Genomic DNA, 22,362 nt, shown 5'->3' on the forward strand with positions numbered 1-22,362 from the left:
CAGGTTTTATATAGCTGGTTCCTGCTGACTCAGACAATGGAAACTGCCCAATCCCCAGATAATATCTGTAGAATCTATTCCAACTACTTTCCGGTCAGGGAAAGCACCTCTGATAATATCCAGTGCAATTTCATCATTTACATCTCTGAAAGTAGGTACAATTACAGCTTCATTTGCAATATAAAAATTAGCGTATGAGGCTGGCAGGCGCGTATCTTCGTGGATAACCGGCGATGGCATAGGTAACTGGATAATGTTCAAAGGTTCTCCGTTTAACAAACGCATTGCTTTCAGCTCTTCCAGATTTTCCTTTAAAAGGATATAATTTTCATCCAGCGGATTTGATTCCACTACAGTTAAGACCGTATTCGCATTTACAAAACGGGTGATATCATCGATATGGCCATCAGTATCATCACCAACGATACCATCTCCTACCCATAAAACCTGTTCTGCACCATAACACTCTTTCAGATATTCTTCAATCTGCTCCTGATTAAGATGAGGATTTCTGTTTTTATTTAACAGACAGGCTCTGGAAGTTAAAATAGTACCCGCACCATTAAACTCTACCGATCCGCCTTCCATCACAATACCCGGATTAAATACCGGCAAACCAAAGTGATCCGCAATACGCGTAGGAATTACATCATCCAGTTCATAAGGAGGATATTTTCCGCCCCAGGCATTATAGCCCCAGTCAATAACTACTTTTTTCTGTTCTGCGTTCAGGTTTAATAAAAAAGCAGGGCCGTGATCGCGGCACCAGGCATCATTACTTGGGTTGAAATAAAACTCAATCTGTGTTAAATCAGCACCTGCTTCCTGCAATCTAGTAATTGCAAAAGCTTTGGTTGCTTCATCATTCACATTGATCCTTACCTTTTCTCCCTGAGCTACGATTTTGATAAATTCACAATAGGGTGCATAGATCATATCGATTTTACCAGGCCATGAAGCCTCTTTATGAGGCCATGTTAACCAGGTTGCCTCATGTTTTGCCCATTCAGCAGGAAAGCGATATCCGGCTTTCTTCGGAGAGTTATCAAATAGACTCGTCATCTATATATCTTTTGGTAATTTGTGAATAACTATCAATTCTTCTGTCACGTAAAAAAGGCCAGTGTGTTCTGTAACTGTCAGATTTAGACAAGTCAAGTTCTACTACTTTTAATTCTTCTTTATCATGTGAAGCCTGGTATAAAAGTGACCCAAAAGGATTAGACACGAACGATCCGCCCCAGAAAGCCACACCAGCTTCTTCACCTACGCGGTTAATACTAACTACAGGTACTCCATTTGCAATGGAATGAGAACGCTGGATAGTCTGCCATGCATTATACTGTTCTTTATTGGTTTCTTCATCCTGTGTAGTTGCCCATCCTATTGCAGTCGGGTAAACCAGGAAATCAGCTCCCATTAATGAAGTTAATCTTGCAGCCTCAGGATACCACTGATCCCAGCAGATCAGCACTCCTATTTTAGCATATTTGGTTTTGAAAACTTTATAACCCAGATCACCAGGAGTAAAATAGAATTTTTCATAGAAGCCAGGATCATCCGGGATATGCATTTTACGGTATTTACCTAAATATGCACCGTCTGCATCCAGAACTGCAGTAGTATTATGATATAGTCCTTCCGCTCTTTTTTCAAACAGAGAGGCAACTATTACTACATTCAATTCTTTGGCAACAGCCGATAAAACATCGGTTGATGGTCCGGGAATAGTTTCTGCTAATTTGAAGTTTTCATAATCTTCCACATCACAGAAATATAATGAGGTGAAAAGCTCCTGCAGACAAACCACCTGGGCACCCTGTGCCGCAACTTCACGGATCTTTGCAATCGCCTTATCTAAATTTTCTTGTTTGTTACCGGAGCAGGTCATCTGCACCAATCCAACTTGTACTTTAGCCATTCTTTGAATTTTTGTGAATGCAAAGTTAGCAGAAAAAAAATTCTGTAGTTCATTATTCTGAAAAGGAGCTCTCAGATAGAAACAGGGGCCTAAAATCAGGCAAACAGGGAGTGGGAAATGCTTAAGAAGAAGTAGTTGTCCTGGTTAGCGTATCTCTGTATTCCTGTTGCAGTTCAAACAGACATTTGGCACATAAACAACTATCATAATGCTCACTGATATACTGCACCTCGTTCAGGTCAAGGTGCACTGCACTACACTGACATTTAGTGTAAGAGTTAGCCTTGCACTCAATCGGCACACCGCAACGTTCACATGGTATAATTTCGTGTTTTGCCATTAAAGGGGGGATAATACAACAAAAGTACGGTAATTTGAATTACCGTACTTTATGCCTTTCATTTTATGAGATTTAGATTATCCTGAACAGCTGATACAGCCTTCTTCCATAGAACAAACAGGACCGTCTGTGATTTCTTCAGCTACCTGCTCAATATGCTCCGGAATTACCGGCTCCATATTTTTACCTGCCTGATTCTCTACAGTGAATTTCACCGCCTGAGAAGCAGCCTGTGTACGCAGATAATACATACCTGTTTTCAAACCTTTTTTCCATGCATAGAAGTGCATTGAAGTCAGTTTAGAAGTATTAGGTGCATTAATAAACAGGTTCAGAGATTGCGACTGGCAGATGTAGGCACCACGATCTGCTGCCATGTCAATAATACTGCGCATTTTAATCTCCCAGACTGTTTTATACAGTTCTTTGATATAATCAGGAATTTCAGCGATGTCCTGGATAGAACCGTTAGCTAAAATAATTCTGTCTTTCATTGCTGGTGTCCATAAACCTAAAGCTACCAGGTCTTTCAATAAGTGTTTGTTAACCACGATGAATTCACCGCTCAATACACGTCTTGTATAGATATTTGAAGTATAAGGCTCGAAACACTCATTGTTACCCAGAATCTGAGAAGTTGAAGCAGTAGGCATAGGTGCAACCAGTAAAGAGTTACGTACACCGTCTTTCACTACTTTTTTACGTAAAGTTTCCCAGTCCCAGCGGTTGCTCGATGGAGTTACATTCCAAAGATCAAACTGGAATTTACCTTTTGATAAAGGAGAACCTTTGAAAGTTTCATAGGCTCCGTCTTTAACCGCAAGATCATGCGAAGCACTCATTGCAGCAAAATAGATCGTTTCAAAGATTTCTTTGTTCAGTTCTCTTGCGCCATCGCTTTCAAACGGTAAACGCATTAAGATAAATGCATCGGCCAATCCCTGTACACCTAAACCAACTGGTCTGTGGCGCATATTGGAATTTCTTGCTTCTTCTACAGGGTAGTAGTTATAATCAATGATTTTATTCAGGTTTAAAGTAGCCTGATAAGTCACATCATATAATTTCTGATGATCAAACTCTCCGTTAACTACATATCTTGGTAAAGCAAGCGAAGCCAGGTTACATACTGCAACTTCATCTTTAGAGGTATACTCTATGATTTCGGTACACAGGTTAGAACTTTTGATCGTTCCCAGGTTTTGCTGATTGGATTTACCATTGGCAGCGTCTTTATATAACAGATAAGGTGTACCGGTTTCAATCTGTGAATCCAGGATGGCGAACCATAATTCCTGAGCCTTGATTGTTTTACGCGCACGACCTTCTTTTTCATAACGGGTATATAATTCGTTAAATTCTTCTCCCCAGCAATCTGCCAGCCCCGGTGCTTCATGCGGACAGAAAAGACTCCATTCGCCATTTTCTTCTACACGCTGCATGAATAAATCACAAACCCAAAGTGCATAGAATAAATCACGGGCACGCATTTCTTCTTTACCATGATTTTTACGTAAATCAAGGAAAGCAAGAACGTCAGCATGCCATGGTTCTAAATAGATAGCAAAGGCACCTTTACGTTTACCTCCGCCCTGATCTACATAACGTGCTGTATCATTAAATACCTTTAACATCGGTACGATACCATTACTTGTTCCGTTAGTTCCGCTGATATAAGAACCTGTGGCTCTTACATTGTGGATGCTCAGACCAATACCACCAGCACTCTGTGAGATTTTAGCAGTTTGTTTTAAGGTATCATAAATCCCTTCGATACTATCATCCTGCATAGACAACAGGAAGCACGAAGACATTTGAGGTTTAGGTGTGGCTGCATTGAATAAAGTAGGTGTGGCATGCGTAAACCAACGCTCACTCATCAGGTTATAGGTAGCAATTACGCTATCAATATCACCTTTGTGAATCCCTACCGATACACGCATAAACAAATGCTGAGGGCGTTCTACGATTTCACCATTAATTTTAAGCAGGTAAGATTTTTCAAGAGTCTTGAATCCGAAATAATCAAAGCCAAAATCCCTGTCATAGATAATTGTGCTGTCCAGTAAATCAGCATGCTCCTGAATTACTTCCCAAACATCTTCAGCAATTAAAGAAGCTGATTTTTCAGTTTTAGGATCTATATATCTATATAACATCTCCATCGTCTTAGAAAACGACTTCGTTGTATTCTTATGCAAATTTGACACGGCTATCCTTGACGCCAGTAAAGCATAATCCGGGTGTTTAGTGGTTAAAGAGGCAGCCGTTTCAGCAGCAAGGTTATCTAATTCTGAGGTTGTAACCCCATCATATAATCCTTCAATTACTTTCTTGGCTACATCTATAGGATCAACAAGTTCCACATTAAAGCCATAACATAACTTTTCGATGCGGGCAGTGATCTTATCAAACCGCACCGCTTCTTTGCGACCATCTCTTTTTTCTACAAACATATTTTCTTAGGTTTAAAGCTGCATATTCTTATTGTTCAAGGCAATTCAGAACATAGGCAACAGTTTATATTCTTTTATTAAAAATCATCATCCAGAGAGAAAGCTGAAGCTTTATCTTCTGTAGATGTTAAAACACCACTTTTCTGGTAATCGCCAACACGTTTTTCAAAGAAGTTGGTTTTTCCCTGTAATGAAATCATTTCCATGAAGTCAAACGGATTAGTAGCGTTATATATTTTATCATATCCCAGTTCACTTGACCATCTGTCTGCTACAAATTCGATGTATTGAGACATTAGTTTTGCATTCATACCGATCAGAGCAACTGGCAGTGCATCTGTTACAAATTCTTTTTCTATTTCAACAGCATCTTTGATAATACCATGAACTGCTTCCTGAGAAAGTTTGTTTTTCAGCATTTTGTAAAGCAGGCAGGCAAATTCACAGTGCATACCTTCATCTCTTGAGATCAGCTCATTGCTAAAGGTTAAACCTGGCATTAATCCACGTTTCTTTAACCAGAAAATAGAGCAGAAACTTCCGCTAAAGAAAATACCTTCTACTGCAGCAAAAGCAACCAGACGTTCTGCGAAGTTTCCTCCGTCAATCCAGCGTAATGCCCATTCTGCTTTTCTCTTTACACAAGGTACAGTCTCAATTGCGTGAAACAGTCTGTCTTTTTCTGCTTCATCCTTGATATAAGTGTCAATCAGTAAAGCGTAAGTCTCAGAGTGGATATTCTCCATCATAATCTGGAAACCATAAAAGCAACGTGCTTCCGGCAACTGGACTTCACTCATAAAGTTGACTGCAAGGTTCTCATTCACTATTCCGTCGCTGGCTGAGAAAAATGCCAGGATATGAGAGATAAAATGGCGCTCTCCATCATTAAGATTATCCCAGTGTTTCTGATCATCAGATAAATCAATCTCTTCTGCTGTCCAAAAACTAGCTTCACTCTTTTTGTACATTTCCCAGATTGCCGGATACTTAATTGGCAAAAGTACAAAGCGATCTTTGTTCTCTTTCAGTAATACTTCTTCTTCCATGGGGTATATTATAAGGGTAATAAAACGATGTCAATAGGTATAAATTCTCTTAAACGGTCTTTTTTAGCAGAAAGCTTTAACAAATCAAAATATTTAAATAAAACAGGGCTTAATATTTAAACATAAAATATTAACTACTAAACATTTAACCAACAAATTATTGATAATAATGCCAGAATTTTTACTAAAACAAATATAAACTTTGAGGCTTTTAAACGTTAGCAATAGTTCTTAACAAGAGGACGTAGTTATCCACACTGCGGAACAAAAATTACAGTTAATTTACTTTGTAAAGTTGTTATTGATTTCTGTTGTTATCAAAGAAGCTTGAAAAAACTGTTAATAACATTTGCAAATTTGACTATTGCTACCTGATATTCAGGATTTAAGAAGATTTATCGTAGCTGATCTTTACTTTCGATTGTCCTTTTCTGAAAAAACCAAGGTCTTTGGCTGCCTGTTCGGATACGTCGATTATATATCTTTTGGTAAAGGGGCCTCTGTCATTGATTTCGACATCTACTGATTTGCCATTGGCGACGTTGGTAACAGTTACGATTGTGCCAAAGGGAAGTGTGCGATGAGCTGCCGTTAATTTTTTGCGGCGGTATCTGGCTCCGCTTGTAGTTCTTCTGCCTTCAAACTTCCTATGATAATAGGTTGCCATTCCTGTTTTTATTTGTGCAGCGCTATCTAACAATGTACTGTCTGACGCTGTAGTATCTCCCTGTGCGTCAGCCCGCAAGAACAGGAACATACTCAATAAAAGCAAACAATATTTCATATTTAATTTTGTTGGTGAACTTTCAAAGGTAAGTAAAAAAAGTATATACTCCCAAACTAAAAATGCCCAACGAACTGATCATCGGGCATTTACATAAAACAAAGGGGTTATAACTGAGCTTAAATTATCTTAAAAGCTATTTATCAGGAACAAAATTCATTGAAATTGAGTTTACACAATTTCTTGTATTTTTTGCAGTAAAACCTTCCCCGAGGAACACATGACCCAGGTGTGCTTTACAATTTGCGCACACGATTTCGGTACGTGATCCATCAGCATCCGGAATCCGTATTACAGCTCCTTTAATTTCGTCATCAAAGCTTGGCCAGCCGCATGAAGATTCAAATTTTGACTCTGACCGGTAAAGAGGTGCGTTACATCGTTTACAGATATAAGTACCTTTTGCTGTGTTTTTAAGTAGTGTACCAGTTCCGGGGTATTCTGTACCCTTATGGACAATTACATCTTCTTCCTCTGCAGTTAGTTTATTCCATTCCATTTTGCCTGTGTTTTTTGATGATGGTTCTTTTTCATGTTTCTGAGCGCAGGCTAAGAGGCTGCAAATACAGACCAGCCCGGCTATTAATATCGATTTACCAATGATCGTTCTCATAGTTGTATATACGATTAACGGTGACCTGTAGTTTTTAGCACAGGAAGAATTTAAGCTGACAAATACATGATATAAAAAAAGAGGCTCGTTTTTACGCGAGCCTCTTTTATATTGATTTAAGAAGGATTATTTCTTTAATAATTCTGCCATAGCTTCACCGATTTCAGCAGGACTTTCTACTACACGGATTCCGCATTCTGCCATAATTTTCATTTTAGCAGCAGCTGTATCATCAGCACCACCAACGATAGCACCGGCATGGCCCATTCTACGTCCCGCAGGAGCAGTCTGGCCAGCGATAAATCCTACAACTGGTTTTGTACCATTTTCTTTGATCCAAAGGGCAGCTTCAGCTTCCATACCACCACCGATTTCACCGATCATGATGATACCTTCAGTTTCAGGGTCGTTCATTAATAATTCAACAGCTTCTTTAGTTGTTGTTCCGATGATCGGGTCTCCACCGATACCGATTGCAGTAGTTATACCTAAACCAGCTTTTACTACCTGGTCAACTGCTTCGTAAGTTAATGTTCCTGATTTAGAAACAACACCTACTGTACCTTTTTTGAAGATAAATCCTGGCATGATACCAACTTTAGCTTCATCAGCAGTGATTACACCCGGGCAGTTAGGACCGATTAAACGGCAATCTCTTCCAGAAATATATTCTTTTACCTGAATCATATCCTTTGTAGGGATACCTTCAGTAATACATACAATAACTTTAATTCCAGCTTCAGCAGCTTCCATAATGGCATCTGCAGCAAATGCAGGTGGAACAAAGATAATAGATACATTAGCTCCAGCTTGATCAACCGCATCTTTAACCGTGTTAAAAACCGGTTTATCTAAATGAGTTTGTCCGCCTTTACCAGGAGTAACCCCGCCAACTACGTCAGTTCCGTATTCTATCATTTGTGAAGCATGGTAAGTACCTTCATTTCCGGTAAAACCTTGTACAATTACTTTTGAATCTTTATTTACTAAAACACTCATGTATCTATAATTTTTTATGCAAATCTAAGATTATTGAATGGAATGGCAAATGCATTTCCAATTATAATGAAAAGAATGTTTTTCAGGAGACTTTGAACGGCTTAAGAATGTTGTAAAAACAGAAACATCAGCTGCTGACTTCAAGCATAAGCAAAAGGTATAAACACCAGGGATCAGCAAAAGACATAAACATCAAGCATCAGCAAAAGGCATGAACACCAAGCATCAGCAAAAGGCATAAACACCAAGCATCAGCAAAAGGCATAAACATCAAGCATCAGCAAAAGGCATGAACACCAAGCATCAGCAAAAGGCATAAACATCAAGCATCAGCAAAAGGCATAAACACCAAACATCAGCAAAAGGCATAAACATCAAACATCAGCAAAAGGCATGAACACCAAGCATCAGCAAAAGGCATGAACACCAAGCATCAGCAAAAGGCATAAACATCAAGCATCAGCAAAAGGCATAAACATCAAGCATCAGCAAAAGGCATGAACACCAAGCATCAGCAAAAGGCATAAACATCAAGCATCAGCAAAAGGCATGAACACCAAGCATCAGCAAAAGGCATAAACATCAAGCATCAGCAAAAGGCATAAACACCAAGCATCAGCAAAAGGCATGAACACCAAGCATCAGCAAAAGGCATAAACATCAAGCATCAGCAAAAGGCATGAACACCAAGCATCAGCAAAAGGCATAAACATCAAGCATCAGCAAAAGGCATGAACACCAAGCATCAGCAAAAGGCATGAACACCAAGCATCAGCAAAAGGCATGAACACCTGGTTAAGGCAAAAGACATGAACACCAACCAGCACATGAGCGCCCAAAGGGTTACAAAAAGTATTATACTAAAAAAAGTGCAACAGGTGTATCCGGGCATCAGCTCCCTTAGGAGCGTAGGCCGGATACACCTGTTGCACTTTTTAGTATCCCTTTAGAAAAGCCTCACTTAGCGATACCAACAGAGTTAAACTGCAAATCGTACAACCTTTTGTAATACCCATCCAGTCTGAGCAACTCCTGGTGACTACCAATTTCCTTAATCTCTCCCTTATCCAGCACAATAATCTGATCAGCTTTCTGAATAGTAGACAAACGGTGAGCAATTACTATAGAAGTACGTCCCTTCATCAACTTATCAATAGCTGTCTGAATCAGCATTTCAGTTTCCGTATCAACTGACGAAGTTGCTTCATCCAAAACAAGAATCGACGGATTATAAACCAGAGCCCTGATAAATGAAATCAACTGGGCCTGCCCTGCAGAAAGTGTAGCCCCGCGTTCCATTACATTATACTGGTATCCTCCCGGAAGTCTTTCAATAAAATCGTGGGCTCCTACTTTTTGTGCAGCATCCACCACTTCATCCATCGTAATTGCCGGATTATTCAGCGTAATATTATTATAAATAGTATCAGAAAACAGAAAAACATCCTGCAAAACAGTGGCAATATTATGCCTTAAATAATTCAGTTCATAATCATCAATACTGACACCGTCGACTTTGATTTCTCCTTTCTGAATTGCATAAAAACGATTAAGTATATTTATCGTAGAAGATTTCCCTGCACCTGTTGCCCCAACCATCGCTACTGTCTGACCTGCTTTAACCTCAAATGAGATATTCTTCAGTACAAAGTTCTCCTCATTATAAGCAAACCAGACTTTATCAAAAGTGATATTACCAGCCATTTTTTCAGGCTTGTAAACTCCGTTATCAGGGGTCAGTTCTCTGGTATCAAGCACTTTGAATACCCGTTCAGCTCCTACCATTCCCATTTGCAGCGTATTGAATTTATCTGCAAGCTCTCTGATTGGTCTGAAAAGCATACTGATATAGAGAATAAATTCGGCAATAGTACCCGGAGTTACATCCAGAGGTTTGGCCAGAATACTTTTAGCCCCGTACCAAACCAAAAGCCCCAGTGACATGGCAGATATAATTTCTACAACAGGAAAAAATATAGAATAATACCAGTTGGAACGAATATTTGCATCCCGGTAACGTGCATTGATTTTTTTGAATTTACGATATTCCTGCTCTTCTCTTGCAAAATACTGAATGATTGAAATCCCGGTAATATGTTCCTGTAAATAAGTATTCAGATTAGCAACCTCAGTTCTGATTTCCTGAAATGCTGATTTAATGGATTTCTGAAATATAGAAGTTGCCATAATCAATAAAGGCATTGGCAGTAACACAATTACAGTCAGTTCCCAGTCTGCATAAAACATAACCGCTATAATAGCAATGACCTGTAGTATATCTCCGATAATGACGATCAGGCCTTCAGAAAAAATATCAGAGATAGTTTCCAGATCAGAAACCGTTCTGGTGATCAGCTGTCCTATGGGTGTTTTATCAAAATACTGTAGTCTGAGTTTGGTAATATGATTAAACACATTAATTCTCAGATCCCTGATTGCCGATTGCCCCAGCGTATTGGTTAATAAAGTATGACTGTATTGAATAACACTTTGTACAACCAATAAAAAAAGCATGACCATGGTCATCATAACCAATCCATTATACTGCCCTTTAAGAATATAATTATCCAGGGTATATTTGATCAGAAAAGGCCTTACCGGTGCAATTAATGCAAGTAAAATCGTTAAAACAACTGACCAGATAAATATGCTGCGATAAGGTTTTACATACTGAAATACTCTTTTCAACAAGCCAACATTTAACGCATCACCAGTAATTTTCGACATAATTATTTTACAAAAGGATAAATAATATTGACCAGATAAAGACCACATGCAGGCACAGATTGTCCTGCATTACTCCGGTTTTTACTTTCTATAATTTCTTCCAGCTGTGTCAGTCCTATTTCTTTTCTTCCAATCAGGATTAAGGTTCCTACAATTGCCCTTACCATATTTCTCAGAAAGCGGTCTGCAGAGATAGTAAATATAAGCCCGTTATCCGTTTCACGGAAATAAGCTTCGGTAATTTTACAATTATTAGTGGCTGTATTGGTATTGGACTTACTAAAACTTGTAAAATCAATATAGTTTAAAAGTTGTGCAGCTGCAATATTCATAGCTTCGATATCCAGTGCACCCTTATATAACCATGATCTGTTTAATTTAAACGGATCTTTATGGAAATGAAAATGATATTCATAGGATCTGGCTGTTGCATCAAAACGCGCATGAGCAGACGGTGAAACCAAAAAAATTCTTTTCACGGCAATCTGATAGGGCAAAAGAGCGTTTACTCCCCCCACTGCATTTATAGCTGCAGTCTCTGTGATTCCCCGTAAATCTGCATGGGCAAAAAACTTGCTTGCGTGCACACCTGCATCTGTTCTGCCACAGCCCAATGATTCAACCGGCTGTCTGAAGAAAACAGATAATGCCTTATCCAGTTCCTGCTGAACAGTTATCGCATTGGGTTGCGTCTGCCAGCCATGGTAAGCAGTTCCGTCGTAGGCTAATTCTATAAAAAAACGTTGTGTATCCAATATAATGCAAAAATACTTTTTTCCGCTTAACAAGACAGACGTTTAATGTCTTTTAATATATTTGTTGGAAATTATTAAATTGATATGATACAAAGGGTTCAATCCATCTGGTTGTTTTTAGCAGCACTTACGCTGTTTTTATTACTGATTTCACCTATACTAAGTACTGGTAATCCTCCGGCTGGTTTAACCTACCAGATCGGCGGTGTTTATAGTAAAACAGATGGTGCAAAAGTAGAATCCTTTACTGCCCTTTTTGGCGGTACAATCGTTGTTGGATTAATTTGCCTGGTAAATATTTTCAGTTTCAGAAACAGATCCTTACAAAAACGTATCATTCTGCTGACTATAATTTTAATTCTCATTTTAATTGGATGGACCGCAGCTAACCTGCTTAACATCCCTAACATTTTACAGGAATTTAAGCTGAGTATAGGTGCATTTTTACCAATTCTTTCAATTATTTTCTGTTTACTGGCAATAAGGGGCATTAATAACGATGACAAACTGATTCGCTCGGCTGACAGATTAAGATAGAGGGTTTAATTGGCTGTGACATCGTAATTTCCATTATCCGGTGACATCCTCTTCTCCTCCTGTTTTCTCAATTAAGGCCAGACATCCTTACCATTAACACTCAAAAAGTTAAGCTTATAACGATTATTTGGTTATGTACCAAACAAATACCGAAAATTAAGCGTACCTTTGCGGCTTAATAAATAAAGTTAAAATGATAAACCCATTTAAATTATTGGGGATAAGTGATGACGTTGTTAATGCCGTAAAGGATTTAGGTTTCGAAAATCCAACACCTATTCAGGAGCAAGCTATTCCTGTGCTGTTAGAGGGCAATAATGATTTTGTTGGTTTGGCCCAAACAGGAACAGGAAAAACAGCAGCATTTGGTTTGCCGCTAATTGAACTGATTGACTTCAAGATGAATAAGCCTCAGGCTTTAATTCTATGCCCTACCCGGGAGCTTTGCTTGCAAATTGCCAGCGACATCAAAAATTACTCAAAAAACACGCCTGGTGCTAGTGTTGTTGCCGTTTATGGCGGTGCAAACATTGTGCAGCAATTGCGTGAGATCAGAAACGGTGTACAAGTAGTTGTAGCTACACCGGGTCGTATGTTAGACATTATCGGTCGTAAGGCTATAGATTTCAGTAATGTGAAATATGTAGTACTTGATGAGGCTGATGAGATGCTTAACATGGGCTTCCAGGAAGACATTAATGATATCTTGTCTACTACACCTGACGACAAAAAAACATGGTTATTTTCAGCTACTATGCCTCCTGAGGTTAGAAGAATAGCTAAAAACTACATGGACAACCCTACTGAGTTGACTATGGGAACCAAAAACACAGGTAACGTAAATATCGAACACGAATACTATGTAGTACGTGCAAGAGATAAATATGCTGCCTTAAAACGTATTGTAGATTTCAACCCTGAAATTTTCGCAGTAGTTTTCTGTAAAACCAAAATGGATACACAGGATGTTGCTGAGAACTTAATCAAGGATGGTTACAATGCTGATGCATTGCATGGTGACTTATCACAACAACAACGTGATAAAGTTATGCAGCGTTTCCGTGACCGTAACATGCAGTTATTAATTGCTACTGACGTTGCAGCACGTGGTATTGATGTAAATAACGTAACTCACGTTATCAACTATTCATTACCTGATGAGATTGAAAGTTATACACACAGAAGTGGTCGTACAGGAAGAGCTGGTAAATCAGGTGTTTCTATCTGTATTGTCAACTCTAAGGAAATTGGAAAAATCCGTCAGATTGAAAGAATCATCGGTAAACAATTTACTAAAGCTGAATTACCAACAGGATTTGATGTTTGTGAAAAACAACTATTCTCACTGGTTCATAAAGTTCACAATGTTGAAGTAAATGAGGCACAGATTGAGCAGTACATCCCTAGAATTATGGATGAATTTGCTGAATTAAGCAAAGAAGAAGTAATCAAACGTTTTGCATCTTTAGAGTTTAACCGCTTTTTAGAGTATTACAAAAATGCACCAGACTTAAATGCAGCAGCTGACGATCGTGGTGAACGTTCTGACCGCTCTGGCAGAGGTGCAAGAAACAGTGATTATACCCGTTTATTTATCAACGTAGGTTCGGTAGATGAATTTACAAGAGGTGACTTATTATCTTTTGTATGTAACAACGGTAAAATCAGTGGAAAAAACATTGGTAAAATTGACCTTAAAGGTGTTTATTCATTCTTTGAAGTTGAAAATGCTATTGTTGATTCATTGTTCAGCAATTTCAAAGACATCCAGTTCAATAACCGTAGTGTTAGAATTGAAAAATCTGGCGACGCTCCTGAAGGTGGCGAAAGAAGAGGTGGCGGAGAAAGAAGAAGCTATGGTGGCGGTGGCGACAGAAGAAGTTCTGGCGGCGGTGAAAGAAGAAGCTATGGCGGCGGAGAGAGAAAGAGTTATGGCGGTGGCGAGAAAAGAAGCTACGGTGGTAATTCAGGAGGAAGCGGAAGACGTGAAGGTGGTTTCAGAGATTTCTCTGGTAAACCTCGTGAAGGCGGAAGCGGAACAGGCGAAAGAAGACGCAGATCTTAATCACAACCTAAATATAAAAATAAGCAGCCCGGGAGATCGGGCTGTTTTTTTTTGGAGGGTTTTTCGGCAGGGAAATAAAAAAACTCCGCTGCATTTCCTTATGCCCTCGGGGTACCGGAACGCTAATGCCGTTTATGTCAGCAAAGATTTTTGATTCGTCCGGATGGATGATCTTCATAAAAAAAGCACGCCGGTTTTAAGGGCATGCTTTTTTTATTCAGGTTTCAGCTTGTAATCCGCAAGTAAATCTTAATCGCCCTGCCTCACTCCCGCCAAAACTCTTTTTGTTTGTTAAAATATAACCTGGCGTAAATTGTTATTTTTCTGGAAAGACGCCTGCTTAATAACCCAACCCTTTATCATCTCCCCTTGGATCTGCCCCTGTTTCCAGAGATCCGTTTGGTTTAACAAGAATAGCATCAACGCGGCCCATAGGTTCACGTTCGGTAATCTTATAGCCTTTGTATTCCAGCTTAACTCTGGTTGCGTTATCAATTGCTCCCTTCTCTACAAAAACTTCATCGGGTAACCACTGGTGGTGGAATCTTGGGGAAGCCACAGCCTGCTGCATACTCTGTCCAAATGCCAGAACATTCAGTACAGTCTGGAAAACCGAAGTGATAATAGTTGATCCTCCGGGAGTACCTACAACCATTCTCAATTTTCCATCTTCTTCTATGATTGTCGGAGTCATCGAACTGAGCATTCTCTTACCGGCAACAATTGAATTCGCTTCTCCTCCAACAAGACCATACATGTTAGGTGTACCAGGTTTTACAGAGAAATCATCCATTTCATTATTCAGGATAAAACCAGCCCCATCTACCACTACCGTCGAACCAAAATAACCGTTTAAGGTAGTTGTAGCCGAAACAGCATTTCCTTCGCTATCAACAATAGAACAATGAGTAGTCTGCTCGCTTTCTTTTAACGGCAAAGTACCAGGTTTAACTTCTGAACTTGGGGTAGCCTTATCCAGGCTGATTCCCTCTGTTCTTGACATTATATAACCGCCATCCAGTAAGGCTGCCTGAGGCACTTTAAAGAAATCCGGGTCTCCAAGGTAACTCGCACGGTCAGCGTATGCCCTGCGCTCTAATTCTACCATTAACTGTACCGTAGAATCTCTCTGAAAGCCCCATTTACTTAACGGATATTCACCTACCTGTTTTAACATAGTCAGCAAAGCGATACCACCACTGGACGGTGGAGGCATAGAAATTACTGTATAATTTTTGTATTTACCAGACACCGTTTTTCTCCATACTGACGAATAATCTTTCAGATCTTTTGCAGTAATCAGTCCACTGGTATTTTTCATAGCGGCTACAATCGCCGCACCTACTGCTCCTTCATAAAATCCCTTTCTACCATTATCTCTGATCAGTTTTAATGTTTTTGCCAGCTGAGGCTGCTTCAGTATATCTCCTGCTTTCCATAAATCTTTCTTTACAAAGACAGTGGGTTTGTTATTGTATTTCAGGAATTTCTCTCTGTATGTGTTTAACAATGCGGCTTGTTGTTCTGTAAGCTGAAAACCATTTTCGGCCAGGTCTATAGCCGGCTGAATATCTTTCTTCCAACTCAGTTTACCGTATTTATTATGAGCTTTCACCATTCCATCTACTGTACCAGGAACTCCTGATGCCAATGCACCGTAAAGGCTTTTATCTGTTATTGCATTTCCCTGAGCATCAAGATACATATCTCTGGAAGCTTTTTCAGGTGCTTTCTCTCTATAATCAAGAGCATCTGTATTTCCATTTTTATCTCTGTAAACCAGGAAACCACCGCCACCGATATTACCGGCATCGGGATAAACTACGGCCAGCGCAAATTGTACTGCTATAGTCGCATCAATTGCATTCCCTCCACGTTTTATAATTGAAATCCCAGCCTTGGAAGCCTCAGGATGCGCCGAAACTACTGCTGCATGCTTAAATTCCTGACCGTTTACTGTAAAGGAAACCATTAGCCCCAGACAAAGCGGAGCGAGCAGCAGACGTGATAATGATGTTTTTGTTTTCATTGGAGTATATCTTATTTTTCGTAGTACATATGTTTTAAATAATACCAGCGCACCACTTGGTTTAACGGTAACAAAGCAAATATGTGCCTCTTCAATTCCCGCTTATTTCAGGAACTGTTATATTGCAAACAACGACTTCATCAGTATTATAAACAATCCTGCCGCTGAGTTTTGAGCCTGTTAATTTCAGCTGACTCAAAATTCAGCGGCAGGAAAACGCGTTAAATTTAAAGAATTATATTGGTATTAAAAGTTTAACGATAGCCTGGTAAATACATATCTGCCCAGGAAACCAAATTGTGGGGCCTGATTAGGGTATAATATACCTGAAGTACCCTGAGAGCCCAGCAATAACTCCTGAGGATAAACATCAAATATATTGTTCGCCCCTACTGTAAGTTTAAGGTTTTTGGTCAGATTGTAACCAGCGCCTATATCGGTAATTACCCTGCCTGCCAGCTCCTGCTCATTTGCAGCTACGTTGGTTGGCTGAGAAACTTTACCAAAGTATACATTCCGTAGAAAAACATTCCATTTATTGATCGTATAATCAAAAGTTATATTCGATTTTACACGGGGTGTAACCTTTTCAATCAGGATACGGCTGGCATTATCCAGGTAAGTACTTTCTTTTCCTGCAAGCAGGGCTGATGCATGAACAGGTCCTACTATAGAAGTTTTGGTAAAAGTAGTTGCCCAGTCTGTTCTCAGATTACCAGAACCTAGTCTTGTATTGTAAGAAAGCACAATATCCAAACCTTTGGTCTCAGTGTTTACAGCATTAGCAAAGAATCTTGCTGTAGTTGCATTGGCTAAACGTAACAGGTTATAAATCTCTTTATCCTGTGGTGATGCTGTCGATGAGTTATTACCTGCAAACTGTCCTGTATAAATTACCCTGTCATTGATTCTGATAAAATAACCGTCAACAGTGATTTTTAATTTCCCCAGATTAGAAGTGAAACCCGCACTTAAACTTTTAGAAGTCTCCTGTTTTAATTTAGGAATACCCAGCAATTGCGCGATACGGCTGTCATTTGCAAAGGTCCCTGACTCTACAATGTTTCCATCTACATAAACTGAAGAAGTAGAACTGAAAAACTGCTGATGAAGAGAAGGAGCCCTGAATCCTGTACTTGCCGCAGCACGAAACAGAAACTGATCAGAGAATTTATATCTGGCTGCCAGCTTACCGTTTAAAGTGGAACCGAAATCTGAGTAATTCTCAAATCTGGCTGCTGCATCAAGTAACAGCTTCTCTGTGAAATTTAATTCCACATCTCCATAAGCTGCAAATGAATTACGGGATTCATTGGTCAGGTTAGCTGTACTGATCCCGGGAAATCCCTGTGCCCCGCCGGCATAGGCAACGCCATTAGGAGCGAAACGGGTAGAAATGTTACCGTTTGCATCGGGTACCAGGATTGGTTTACCGGCACCATCCACACCTATCTGAAGTGCGTTGCCATAATTTCTCCAGGAAGCTTCTTCTCCCGGTTTGATTTTATAATTCTCAAATCTGTTCTCAAATCCAAAAGCTACGTTGATTCCATTTAATGGTTCTTTAAAAAAACGGGTAAAGTCTAAATTAGTCGTGTTTTGCACAAACTCATAACCGCCGGATTCAAATGAGGTAGGCGAAGCCGTCAGCATAGAAGCATTCAGACTATGTGCCGTTTTAAAATCGATTACATTTCTGCCATAAGTATTACTAAAGTCAGTTTTCCACTCTCCCAGTTTTCCTCTGATCCCTCCCGCAACAGATTGATCAAGACTATTTGTTACTATTTCCGGTAAGAATCCGTTCGGATAGATAATTGCATTATTCTGATTCAACTGACGTGGAGTACGGTAAAAGGCATTAGAAATACCATTTCTATAGTTTACACCACCAAAAGCATAAATCTCTGCATCCTGAGCAACAGGAATCACTGAATTAAAGAATAATGCACCTCCCCTGTTTTTTGATTGTCCGATGTTCGGTACAAAATCAGCCCTGCTTTGTCCTCTCCTTGCCAGTTCTGCATCTGTAATATCAACTCCTGTTGGAGTTGGATATAAGCCCGGATTGTTATAATCAGAATAAATAACTCCGCGATAAGGTGTGGTACGGGAAGCAAAATCCCTGTAATCGAACGAACCTGCAAGGTTTAGGAAGCCTCCTTTATCACTTAGTTTCACTCCATAGTTCACATTAGCCTGTATAGTTTCACCATCAAGGCCGTCAGAATGTTTTCCGGTATACCCGCCTCCGGAAACATTGGCAGTCAGCTTATTGACATCATCATTGAGTATGATATTAATTACTCCTGCTATTGCATCTGATCCATACTGCGCTGCAGCACCATCTCTCAGAATTTCCACTCTTTTGATAGCTGAAGTAGGTATGGCATTCATATCAGTACCAACTGATCCCTTACCCAGACTACCATTTATATTGACAAGAGCCGTAGTATGTCTTCTTTTTCCATTAATCAAAACCAATACCTGATCTGGTCCCAGTCCACGTAATGAAGCCGGATCAATATGATCTGTCCCATCGGTCAGGCTCATTACATTTGACGTGAATGATGGAGCGACAAAATTAAGGATCTGATTCAGCGAAACCTGTGGAATATTTTGTGTGATCTTTTTGATATCAACCACATCTACCGGAACCGGAGTATCCAGATTGGATCTGGGTGCACTTCTGGACCCTAATACAACTACATTTTCTAGATTATTATCATTGGATAACAACTGAAAGTCCAGGTCTTTGGTCTCATTTTCTGCTATGGTAATCTTTTTTTGCTGCGTCTGATAACCAATATAGGAAACCACAACTGTATAAGTACCCGCTTTTGCCAGTTTAAGCTGATATTTTCCAGTAGCATTTGTCCCTGCCTTCTGACTGGTTCCTACGACAGAGACTGTTGCTCCTATAATTGTCTGGGAAGTATCGCTGACTGTCCCGCGTATAGTTTGGGCCTGCGTGGTTAATGCAAGGGATATAAAAACCAGAATAATGGAGTAGAGTTTAATGTTCATATGCACATGTTTAGGTTTAGGATAGCTGATAAACAGTACCGCTGGTTATCAGCAGTTTTCAAATATATTCTTATTAAAATTAAAAACTACTCATTTAGTAGATTTTAATAAAAAGAAAGACTTTTTTAACAATTGGTTTATAAAAAAACAGCAAAAAAAAATCCGGATCATATGATCCGGATTGGAGATATTACGATACCTGCTTATTTACCAGCCGGTTTATCTTTAATCTGAGAAGCTTTCAGATATACTTTAGCTCCTTTTTTGTTTATGTAATATTTACGGTTTTTGCTATTGATATAAACATCTGAACCGTCTGGTGCAACTTTACCTTTATAGGTTTTGTCACCTACTTTTGAAACTCCTTTTACAGCTACTTCTGCTGTCTTATTACCGACTGCTGAAGCTGTGTTTTCAATTTTTTCACCAAGTGTTTTCTTTTTCTCCTGTGCTTGTGTAGAAAGAGAGATAGTGCCCGCTAATGCCAGGGTTAGTAAACCCGCTAGATATTTTTTGTTCATTTTATAGATTGTTTTTTAAGTTTTCCATTTGTAGAAATCCGGTTTCTCTCCTTAGAAACTGAGTTTTTATACAGCGGTATAAATTCAATAACAATCTGATAATTATATTGTTTTAATTTAATTGTTCAGTAAGTAAAGCCATTTCAATCTGCGGGGAATGACGTTCATAAAGGATTGCATAAACTGCACGGCAGATAGGCATTTCAACCTTATACTTTTTATTGATCACATGCATACAGCTTGCCGCATAATATCCTTCTGCAATCATATTCATTTCCAGTTGTGCTGATTTAACGGTATACCCTTTCCCGATCATATTACCAAATGTCCTGTTCCGGCTAAACTGAGAATAGGCCGTTACCAGCAAATCACCGAGATATGCAGATTCCTTGATATCACGACTAATAGGATGTACGGCCTCCACAAATCTTTTGATCTCGCGGATCGCATTGGAAATCAGTACAGCCTGAAAATTATCACCATATCCTATTCCATGGCAGATACCACTGGCTACCGCATAAATATTTTTCAGTACAGCCGCATATTCTGTTCCAAAGATATCATCTGATATATTCGTTTTAATATACCTCGTATTCAATAATTTTGAAAAGCTAGCAGCTGTTTCCAGATTGATAGAGGCTATAGTCAGATAAGATAACTTCTCCAGTGCTACTTCTTCTGCATGGCAGGGTCCGCTGATCACGAGTATATCCTCCAGCGGTACTTTGAACTTCTCATGCATAAATTCCCCGATAATCTGATTTTCATCAGGTACAATTCCTTTAATAGCTGAAACAATTTTTTTTCCGGCTAACATTTCTGGGGTAACCCCGCTCAAAGTTTCTTTTAGAAAAGCGGCCGGAACATTCAGAATTATATAATCAGCCTGACTGATAATCTGACTGATATCAGCAGAGATATTATTTTCCGGTAATCTGAGTTCCACTGAACTCAAATATTTAGGATTGTGTTTGTATTGCTTCAGGTGTGCAATTGATGCAGTATCACGCAGCCACCAATAAATCTCCTTCTGAGTAAGATTATCTGAAAGCATTTTTATAACAGCAGTTGCCCAGCTACCGCCACCAATCATTGCGACTCTTGGTATCATCATATATAAATAAAAAATCCCGGCTTAATGTTTTAAACCGGGACAAATTACTTAATTTATTGTGAACAGCCTGTCTTACTTCTTGGCAGATTTAGAAACTGACTGATCTTTAGCCTCTTTTTCTACTTTCATTCCGTCCTTCAATTTGTTCTGAACTGTTGAGTAAGGCCCGCTTACAATTTCAGTTCCTTCTTTCAGGCCGCTTTTAATCTGGATATATTTATCATCCTGAATACCTGTGGTAACCTCAACTTTTTTCACTTTACCATCTGCATAGGTATACACATACTGCTTAACAGCTTTGTCATTCAGCTTAGTTTTTTGTTTCCCGGCATTAGGATCTTCATCCTTATCTTCTTTACCGGCATCTTTTTTAAGTCCTTCAACAAATACGGCCATAATTGGAACCGACAGACTTTTTACTGAAGAACTTTCAATATCAACAGTAGCTGATAAACCTGGTCTGAAAGGTGAAGGAAGGTCTTTTGCACCACCTTTAACTCCAGTATAGGATTCTGCTGAGATACGAACTTTTACTACGAAATTAGTAACCTGGTCAACCGTTGTAGCAGCAACCGCTATATCTTTAGAAGAACTGGCTATTTCTGTAACTACTCCTTTGAATTTCTTATCATCAAAAGCGTCTACCTGAATTGCAGCATGATCACCAACATTTACTCTGTTGATATCGTTCTCGTTCACATCCACGTTTACCTCCATAGAATTCAGATTAGAAATCCTCATCAGTTCTGTACCGGCAAACTGCGCTGTACCTAAAACCCTGTCCCCGATTTCTACCGATAGTTTAGAGATAACTCCATCAACTGGTGAAAACACAGTTGCTTTGGCCAGGTTTGCACTTGCTTCCTGTACCCCTGCACCCATCTGCGCAAGATTAAACTTTGCCGCGATCAGGGATTGTTTTGCACCGTCCAGGTTTGTTTTTCCGGTAACATATGCTGCTTTTGCAGCATCATACTCCGATATTGAGATCACTTTCTTTTTGAACAGCTCTACATTGCGTTTATAGATTGCTTCCTGATTGACAAAGTTCGCTTCTGCCTGTTTCAATTGTTGAGCAGCAGAACCTACCGAAGCTTTCTGCGAGCTATAAGATGCACTGGCTCTGTCCAGACCTGACTTCAATACGTCTGGCCTGATTCTAAATAAAAGTTGTCCTTTTTTTACAATATCACCTTCTTTAACGCGTAATTCTACTACCTCACCAGAGACCTCAGAACTCACCTTAACCTCGGTTTCCGGCTTAATTTTACCACTTGCGGTAACTGTTTCAACTATATTCCTGGTTGCAGCTTTTTCTAAAGTAACTTTTTCAGCTTTATCACCGCCTATTAATCCGGTCAAAGAACCGATAACAAGTAAGACGACAAGGACTCCTACGGCGATGAGTATGTGTTTTAGTTTCAT

At 39.4% G+C, this 22,362-nt stretch carries 17 protein-coding genes; 2 read left to right on the top strand and 15 right to left on the bottom strand.

Annotated elements, in window-relative coordinates; genetic code table 11:
- Positions 1 to 6 precede the first annotated feature (6 nt).
- The 10 genes from PL_RS12055 to truA all read right to left on the bottom strand — a co-directional run bounded on the left by PL_RS12055 (position 7) and on the right by truA (position 11,650).
- The gene (locus tag PL_RS12055) at positions 7 to 1,062 is read right to left on the bottom strand and encodes an agmatine deiminase family protein (RefSeq protein WP_041881452.1); all 1,056 of its coding nucleotides are present in this window, start codon (positions 1,060 to 1,062) and stop codon (positions 7 to 9) included.
- On the bottom strand, positions 1,046 to 1,921 hold the full coding sequence (locus PL_RS12060) for a carbon-nitrogen hydrolase (RefSeq protein ID WP_041881449.1): 876 nt from the start codon (positions 1,919 to 1,921) through the stop codon (positions 1,046 to 1,048). Before PL_RS12060 ends, PL_RS12055 begins: the two co-directional genes overlap by 17 nt.
- A gap of 121 nt (positions 1,922 to 2,042) precedes the next feature.
- Entirely contained in the window at positions 2,043 to 2,261 is a 219-nt protein-coding gene (locus tag PL_RS12065; protein WP_082035903.1) for a cysteine-rich CWC family protein, read from the bottom strand.
- 77 nt (positions 2,262 to 2,338) lie between these two features.
- Positions 2,339 to 4,717 (bottom strand): ribonucleoside-diphosphate reductase subunit alpha, encoded by a 2,379-nt coding sequence (locus tag PL_RS12070; RefSeq protein WP_041881446.1) that lies wholly within the window; start codon positions 4,715 to 4,717, stop codon positions 2,339 to 2,341.
- A 77-nt stretch (positions 4,718 to 4,794) separates the two neighbouring features.
- A complete protein-coding gene (locus PL_RS12075) occupies positions 4,795 to 5,766 on the bottom strand; it encodes a ribonucleoside-diphosphate reductase small subunit (protein WP_041881443.1) in 972 nt (323 codons plus the stop codon).
- A gap of 385 nt (positions 5,767 to 6,151) precedes the next feature.
- Complete coding sequence (locus tag PL_RS12080) at positions 6,152 to 6,550, bottom strand: septal ring lytic transglycosylase RlpA family protein (protein WP_041881440.1); 399 nt, start codon at positions 6,548 to 6,550, stop codon at positions 6,152 to 6,154.
- Between the two features lie 136 nt (positions 6,551 to 6,686).
- Positions 6,687 to 7,163 carry a methionine-R-sulfoxide reductase gene (locus PL_RS12085; RefSeq protein ID WP_041881439.1) on the bottom strand — a complete coding sequence of 159 codons (477 nt, stop codon included), beginning with the start codon at positions 7,161 to 7,163 and terminating at the stop codon, positions 6,687 to 6,689.
- Positions 7,164 to 7,289: 126 nt separating this feature from the next.
- A complete protein-coding gene (gene sucD / locus PL_RS12090; RefSeq protein ID WP_041881437.1) occupies positions 7,290 to 8,162 on the bottom strand; it encodes a succinate--CoA ligase subunit alpha in 873 nt (290 codons plus the stop codon).
- 957 nt (positions 8,163 to 9,119) lie between these two features.
- Positions 9,120 to 10,889 carry an ABC transporter ATP-binding protein gene (locus tag PL_RS12095; RefSeq protein WP_041886285.1) on the bottom strand — a complete coding sequence of 590 codons (1,770 nt, stop codon included), beginning with the start codon at positions 10,887 to 10,889 and terminating at the stop codon, positions 9,120 to 9,122.
- A gap of 2 nt (positions 10,890 to 10,891) precedes the next feature.
- Entirely contained in the window at positions 10,892 to 11,650 is a 759-nt protein-coding gene (gene truA, locus PL_RS12100; protein WP_041886305.1) for a tRNA pseudouridine(38-40) synthase TruA, read from the bottom strand.
- A gap of 78 nt (positions 11,651 to 11,728) precedes the next feature.
- On the opposite strand from truA, the gene PL_RS12105 reads away from it, so the two are divergent.
- Positions 11,729 to 12,181 (top strand): DUF4293 domain-containing protein, encoded by a 453-nt coding sequence (locus PL_RS12105; RefSeq protein ID WP_041886286.1) that lies wholly within the window; start codon positions 11,729 to 11,731, stop codon positions 12,179 to 12,181.
- A 193-nt stretch (positions 12,182 to 12,374) separates the two neighbouring features.
- The gene (locus tag PL_RS12110) at positions 12,375 to 14,246 is read left to right on the top strand and encodes a DEAD/DEAH box helicase (protein WP_200890809.1); all 1,872 of its coding nucleotides are present in this window, start codon (positions 12,375 to 12,377) and stop codon (positions 14,244 to 14,246) included.
- A gap of 340 nt (positions 14,247 to 14,586) precedes the next feature.
- Here the strand turns inward: PL_RS12110 and ggt are convergent, their stop codons facing one another.
- From ggt to PL_RS12135, 5 genes are all read right to left on the bottom strand, one after another.
- Positions 14,587 to 16,275 (bottom strand): gamma-glutamyltransferase, encoded by a 1,689-nt coding sequence (ggt, locus tag PL_RS12115; protein ID WP_041886289.1) that lies wholly within the window; start codon positions 16,273 to 16,275, stop codon positions 14,587 to 14,589.
- 246 nt (positions 16,276 to 16,521) lie between these two features.
- Positions 16,522 to 19,302, bottom strand: a complete 2,781-nt coding sequence (locus tag PL_RS12120) for a TonB-dependent receptor (protein WP_041886291.1) — start codon at positions 19,300 to 19,302, stop codon at positions 16,522 to 16,524.
- Between the two features lie 203 nt (positions 19,303 to 19,505).
- Positions 19,506 to 19,823, bottom strand: a complete 318-nt coding sequence (locus tag PL_RS12125; protein WP_041886294.1) for a hypothetical protein — start codon at positions 19,821 to 19,823, stop codon at positions 19,506 to 19,508.
- 112 nt (positions 19,824 to 19,935) lie between these two features.
- Entirely contained in the window at positions 19,936 to 20,937 is a 1,002-nt protein-coding gene (locus PL_RS12130) for an NAD(P)H-dependent glycerol-3-phosphate dehydrogenase (RefSeq protein ID WP_041886296.1), read from the bottom strand.
- A 72-nt stretch (positions 20,938 to 21,009) separates the two neighbouring features.
- Positions 21,010 to 22,362, bottom strand: coding sequence for an efflux RND transporter periplasmic adaptor subunit (locus tag PL_RS12135; RefSeq protein WP_041886298.1), 1,353 nt, complete (start codon positions 22,360 to 22,362; stop codon positions 21,010 to 21,012).

This window comes from Pedobacter lusitanus, assembly GCF_040026395.1.
Taxonomy (GTDB): domain Bacteria; phylum Bacteroidota; class Bacteroidia; order Sphingobacteriales; family Sphingobacteriaceae; genus Pedobacter; species Pedobacter lusitanus.

Coding starts and splice junctions, on each gene's coding strand:
- PL_RS12055 (WP_041881452.1), bottom strand. CDS start 1,062: ATGACGAGTCTATTTGATAACTCTCCGAAGAAAGCCGGATATCGCTTT.
- PL_RS12060 (WP_041881449.1), bottom strand. CDS start 1,921: ATGGCTAAAGTACAAGTTGGATTGGTGCAGATGACCTGCTCCGGTAAC.
- PL_RS12065 (WP_082035903.1), bottom strand. CDS start 2,261: ATGGCAAAACACGAAATTATACCATGTGAACGTTGCGGTGTGCCGATT.
- PL_RS12070 (WP_041881446.1), bottom strand. CDS start 4,717: ATGTTTGTAGAAAAAAGAGATGGTCGCAAAGAAGCGGTGCGGTTTGAT.
- PL_RS12075 (WP_041881443.1), bottom strand. CDS start 5,766: ATGGAAGAAGAAGTATTACTGAAAGAGAACAAAGATCGCTTTGTACTT.
- PL_RS12080 (WP_041881440.1), bottom strand. CDS start 6,550: ATGAAATATTGTTTGCTTTTATTGAGTATGTTCCTGTTCTTGCGGGCT.
- PL_RS12085 (WP_041881439.1), bottom strand. CDS start 7,163: ATGAGAACGATCATTGGTAAATCGATATTAATAGCCGGGCTGGTCTGT.
- sucD (WP_041881437.1), bottom strand. CDS start 8,162: ATGAGTGTTTTAGTAAATAAAGATTCAAAAGTAATTGTACAAGGTTTT.
- PL_RS12095 (WP_041886285.1), bottom strand. CDS start 10,889: ATGTCGAAAATTACTGGTGATGCGTTAAATGTTGGCTTGTTGAAAAGA.
- PL_RS12105 (WP_041886286.1), top strand. CDS start 11,729: ATGATACAAAGGGTTCAATCCATCTGGTTGTTTTTAGCAGCACTTACG.
- PL_RS12110 (WP_200890809.1), top strand. CDS start 12,375: ATGATAAACCCATTTAAATTATTGGGGATAAGTGATGACGTTGTTAAT.
- ggt (WP_041886289.1), bottom strand. CDS start 16,275: ATGAAAACAAAAACATCATTATCACGTCTGCTGCTCGCTCCGCTTTGT.
- PL_RS12120 (WP_041886291.1), bottom strand. CDS start 19,302: ATGAACATTAAACTCTACTCCATTATTCTGGTTTTTATATCCCTTGCA.
- PL_RS12125 (WP_041886294.1), bottom strand. CDS start 19,823: ATGAACAAAAAATATCTAGCGGGTTTACTAACCCTGGCATTAGCGGGC.
- PL_RS12130 (WP_041886296.1), bottom strand. CDS start 20,937: ATGATGATACCAAGAGTCGCAATGATTGGTGGCGGTAGCTGGGCAACT.
- PL_RS12135 (WP_041886298.1), bottom strand. CDS start 22,362: ATGAAACTAAAACACATACTCATCGCCGTAGGAGTCCTTGTCGTCTTA.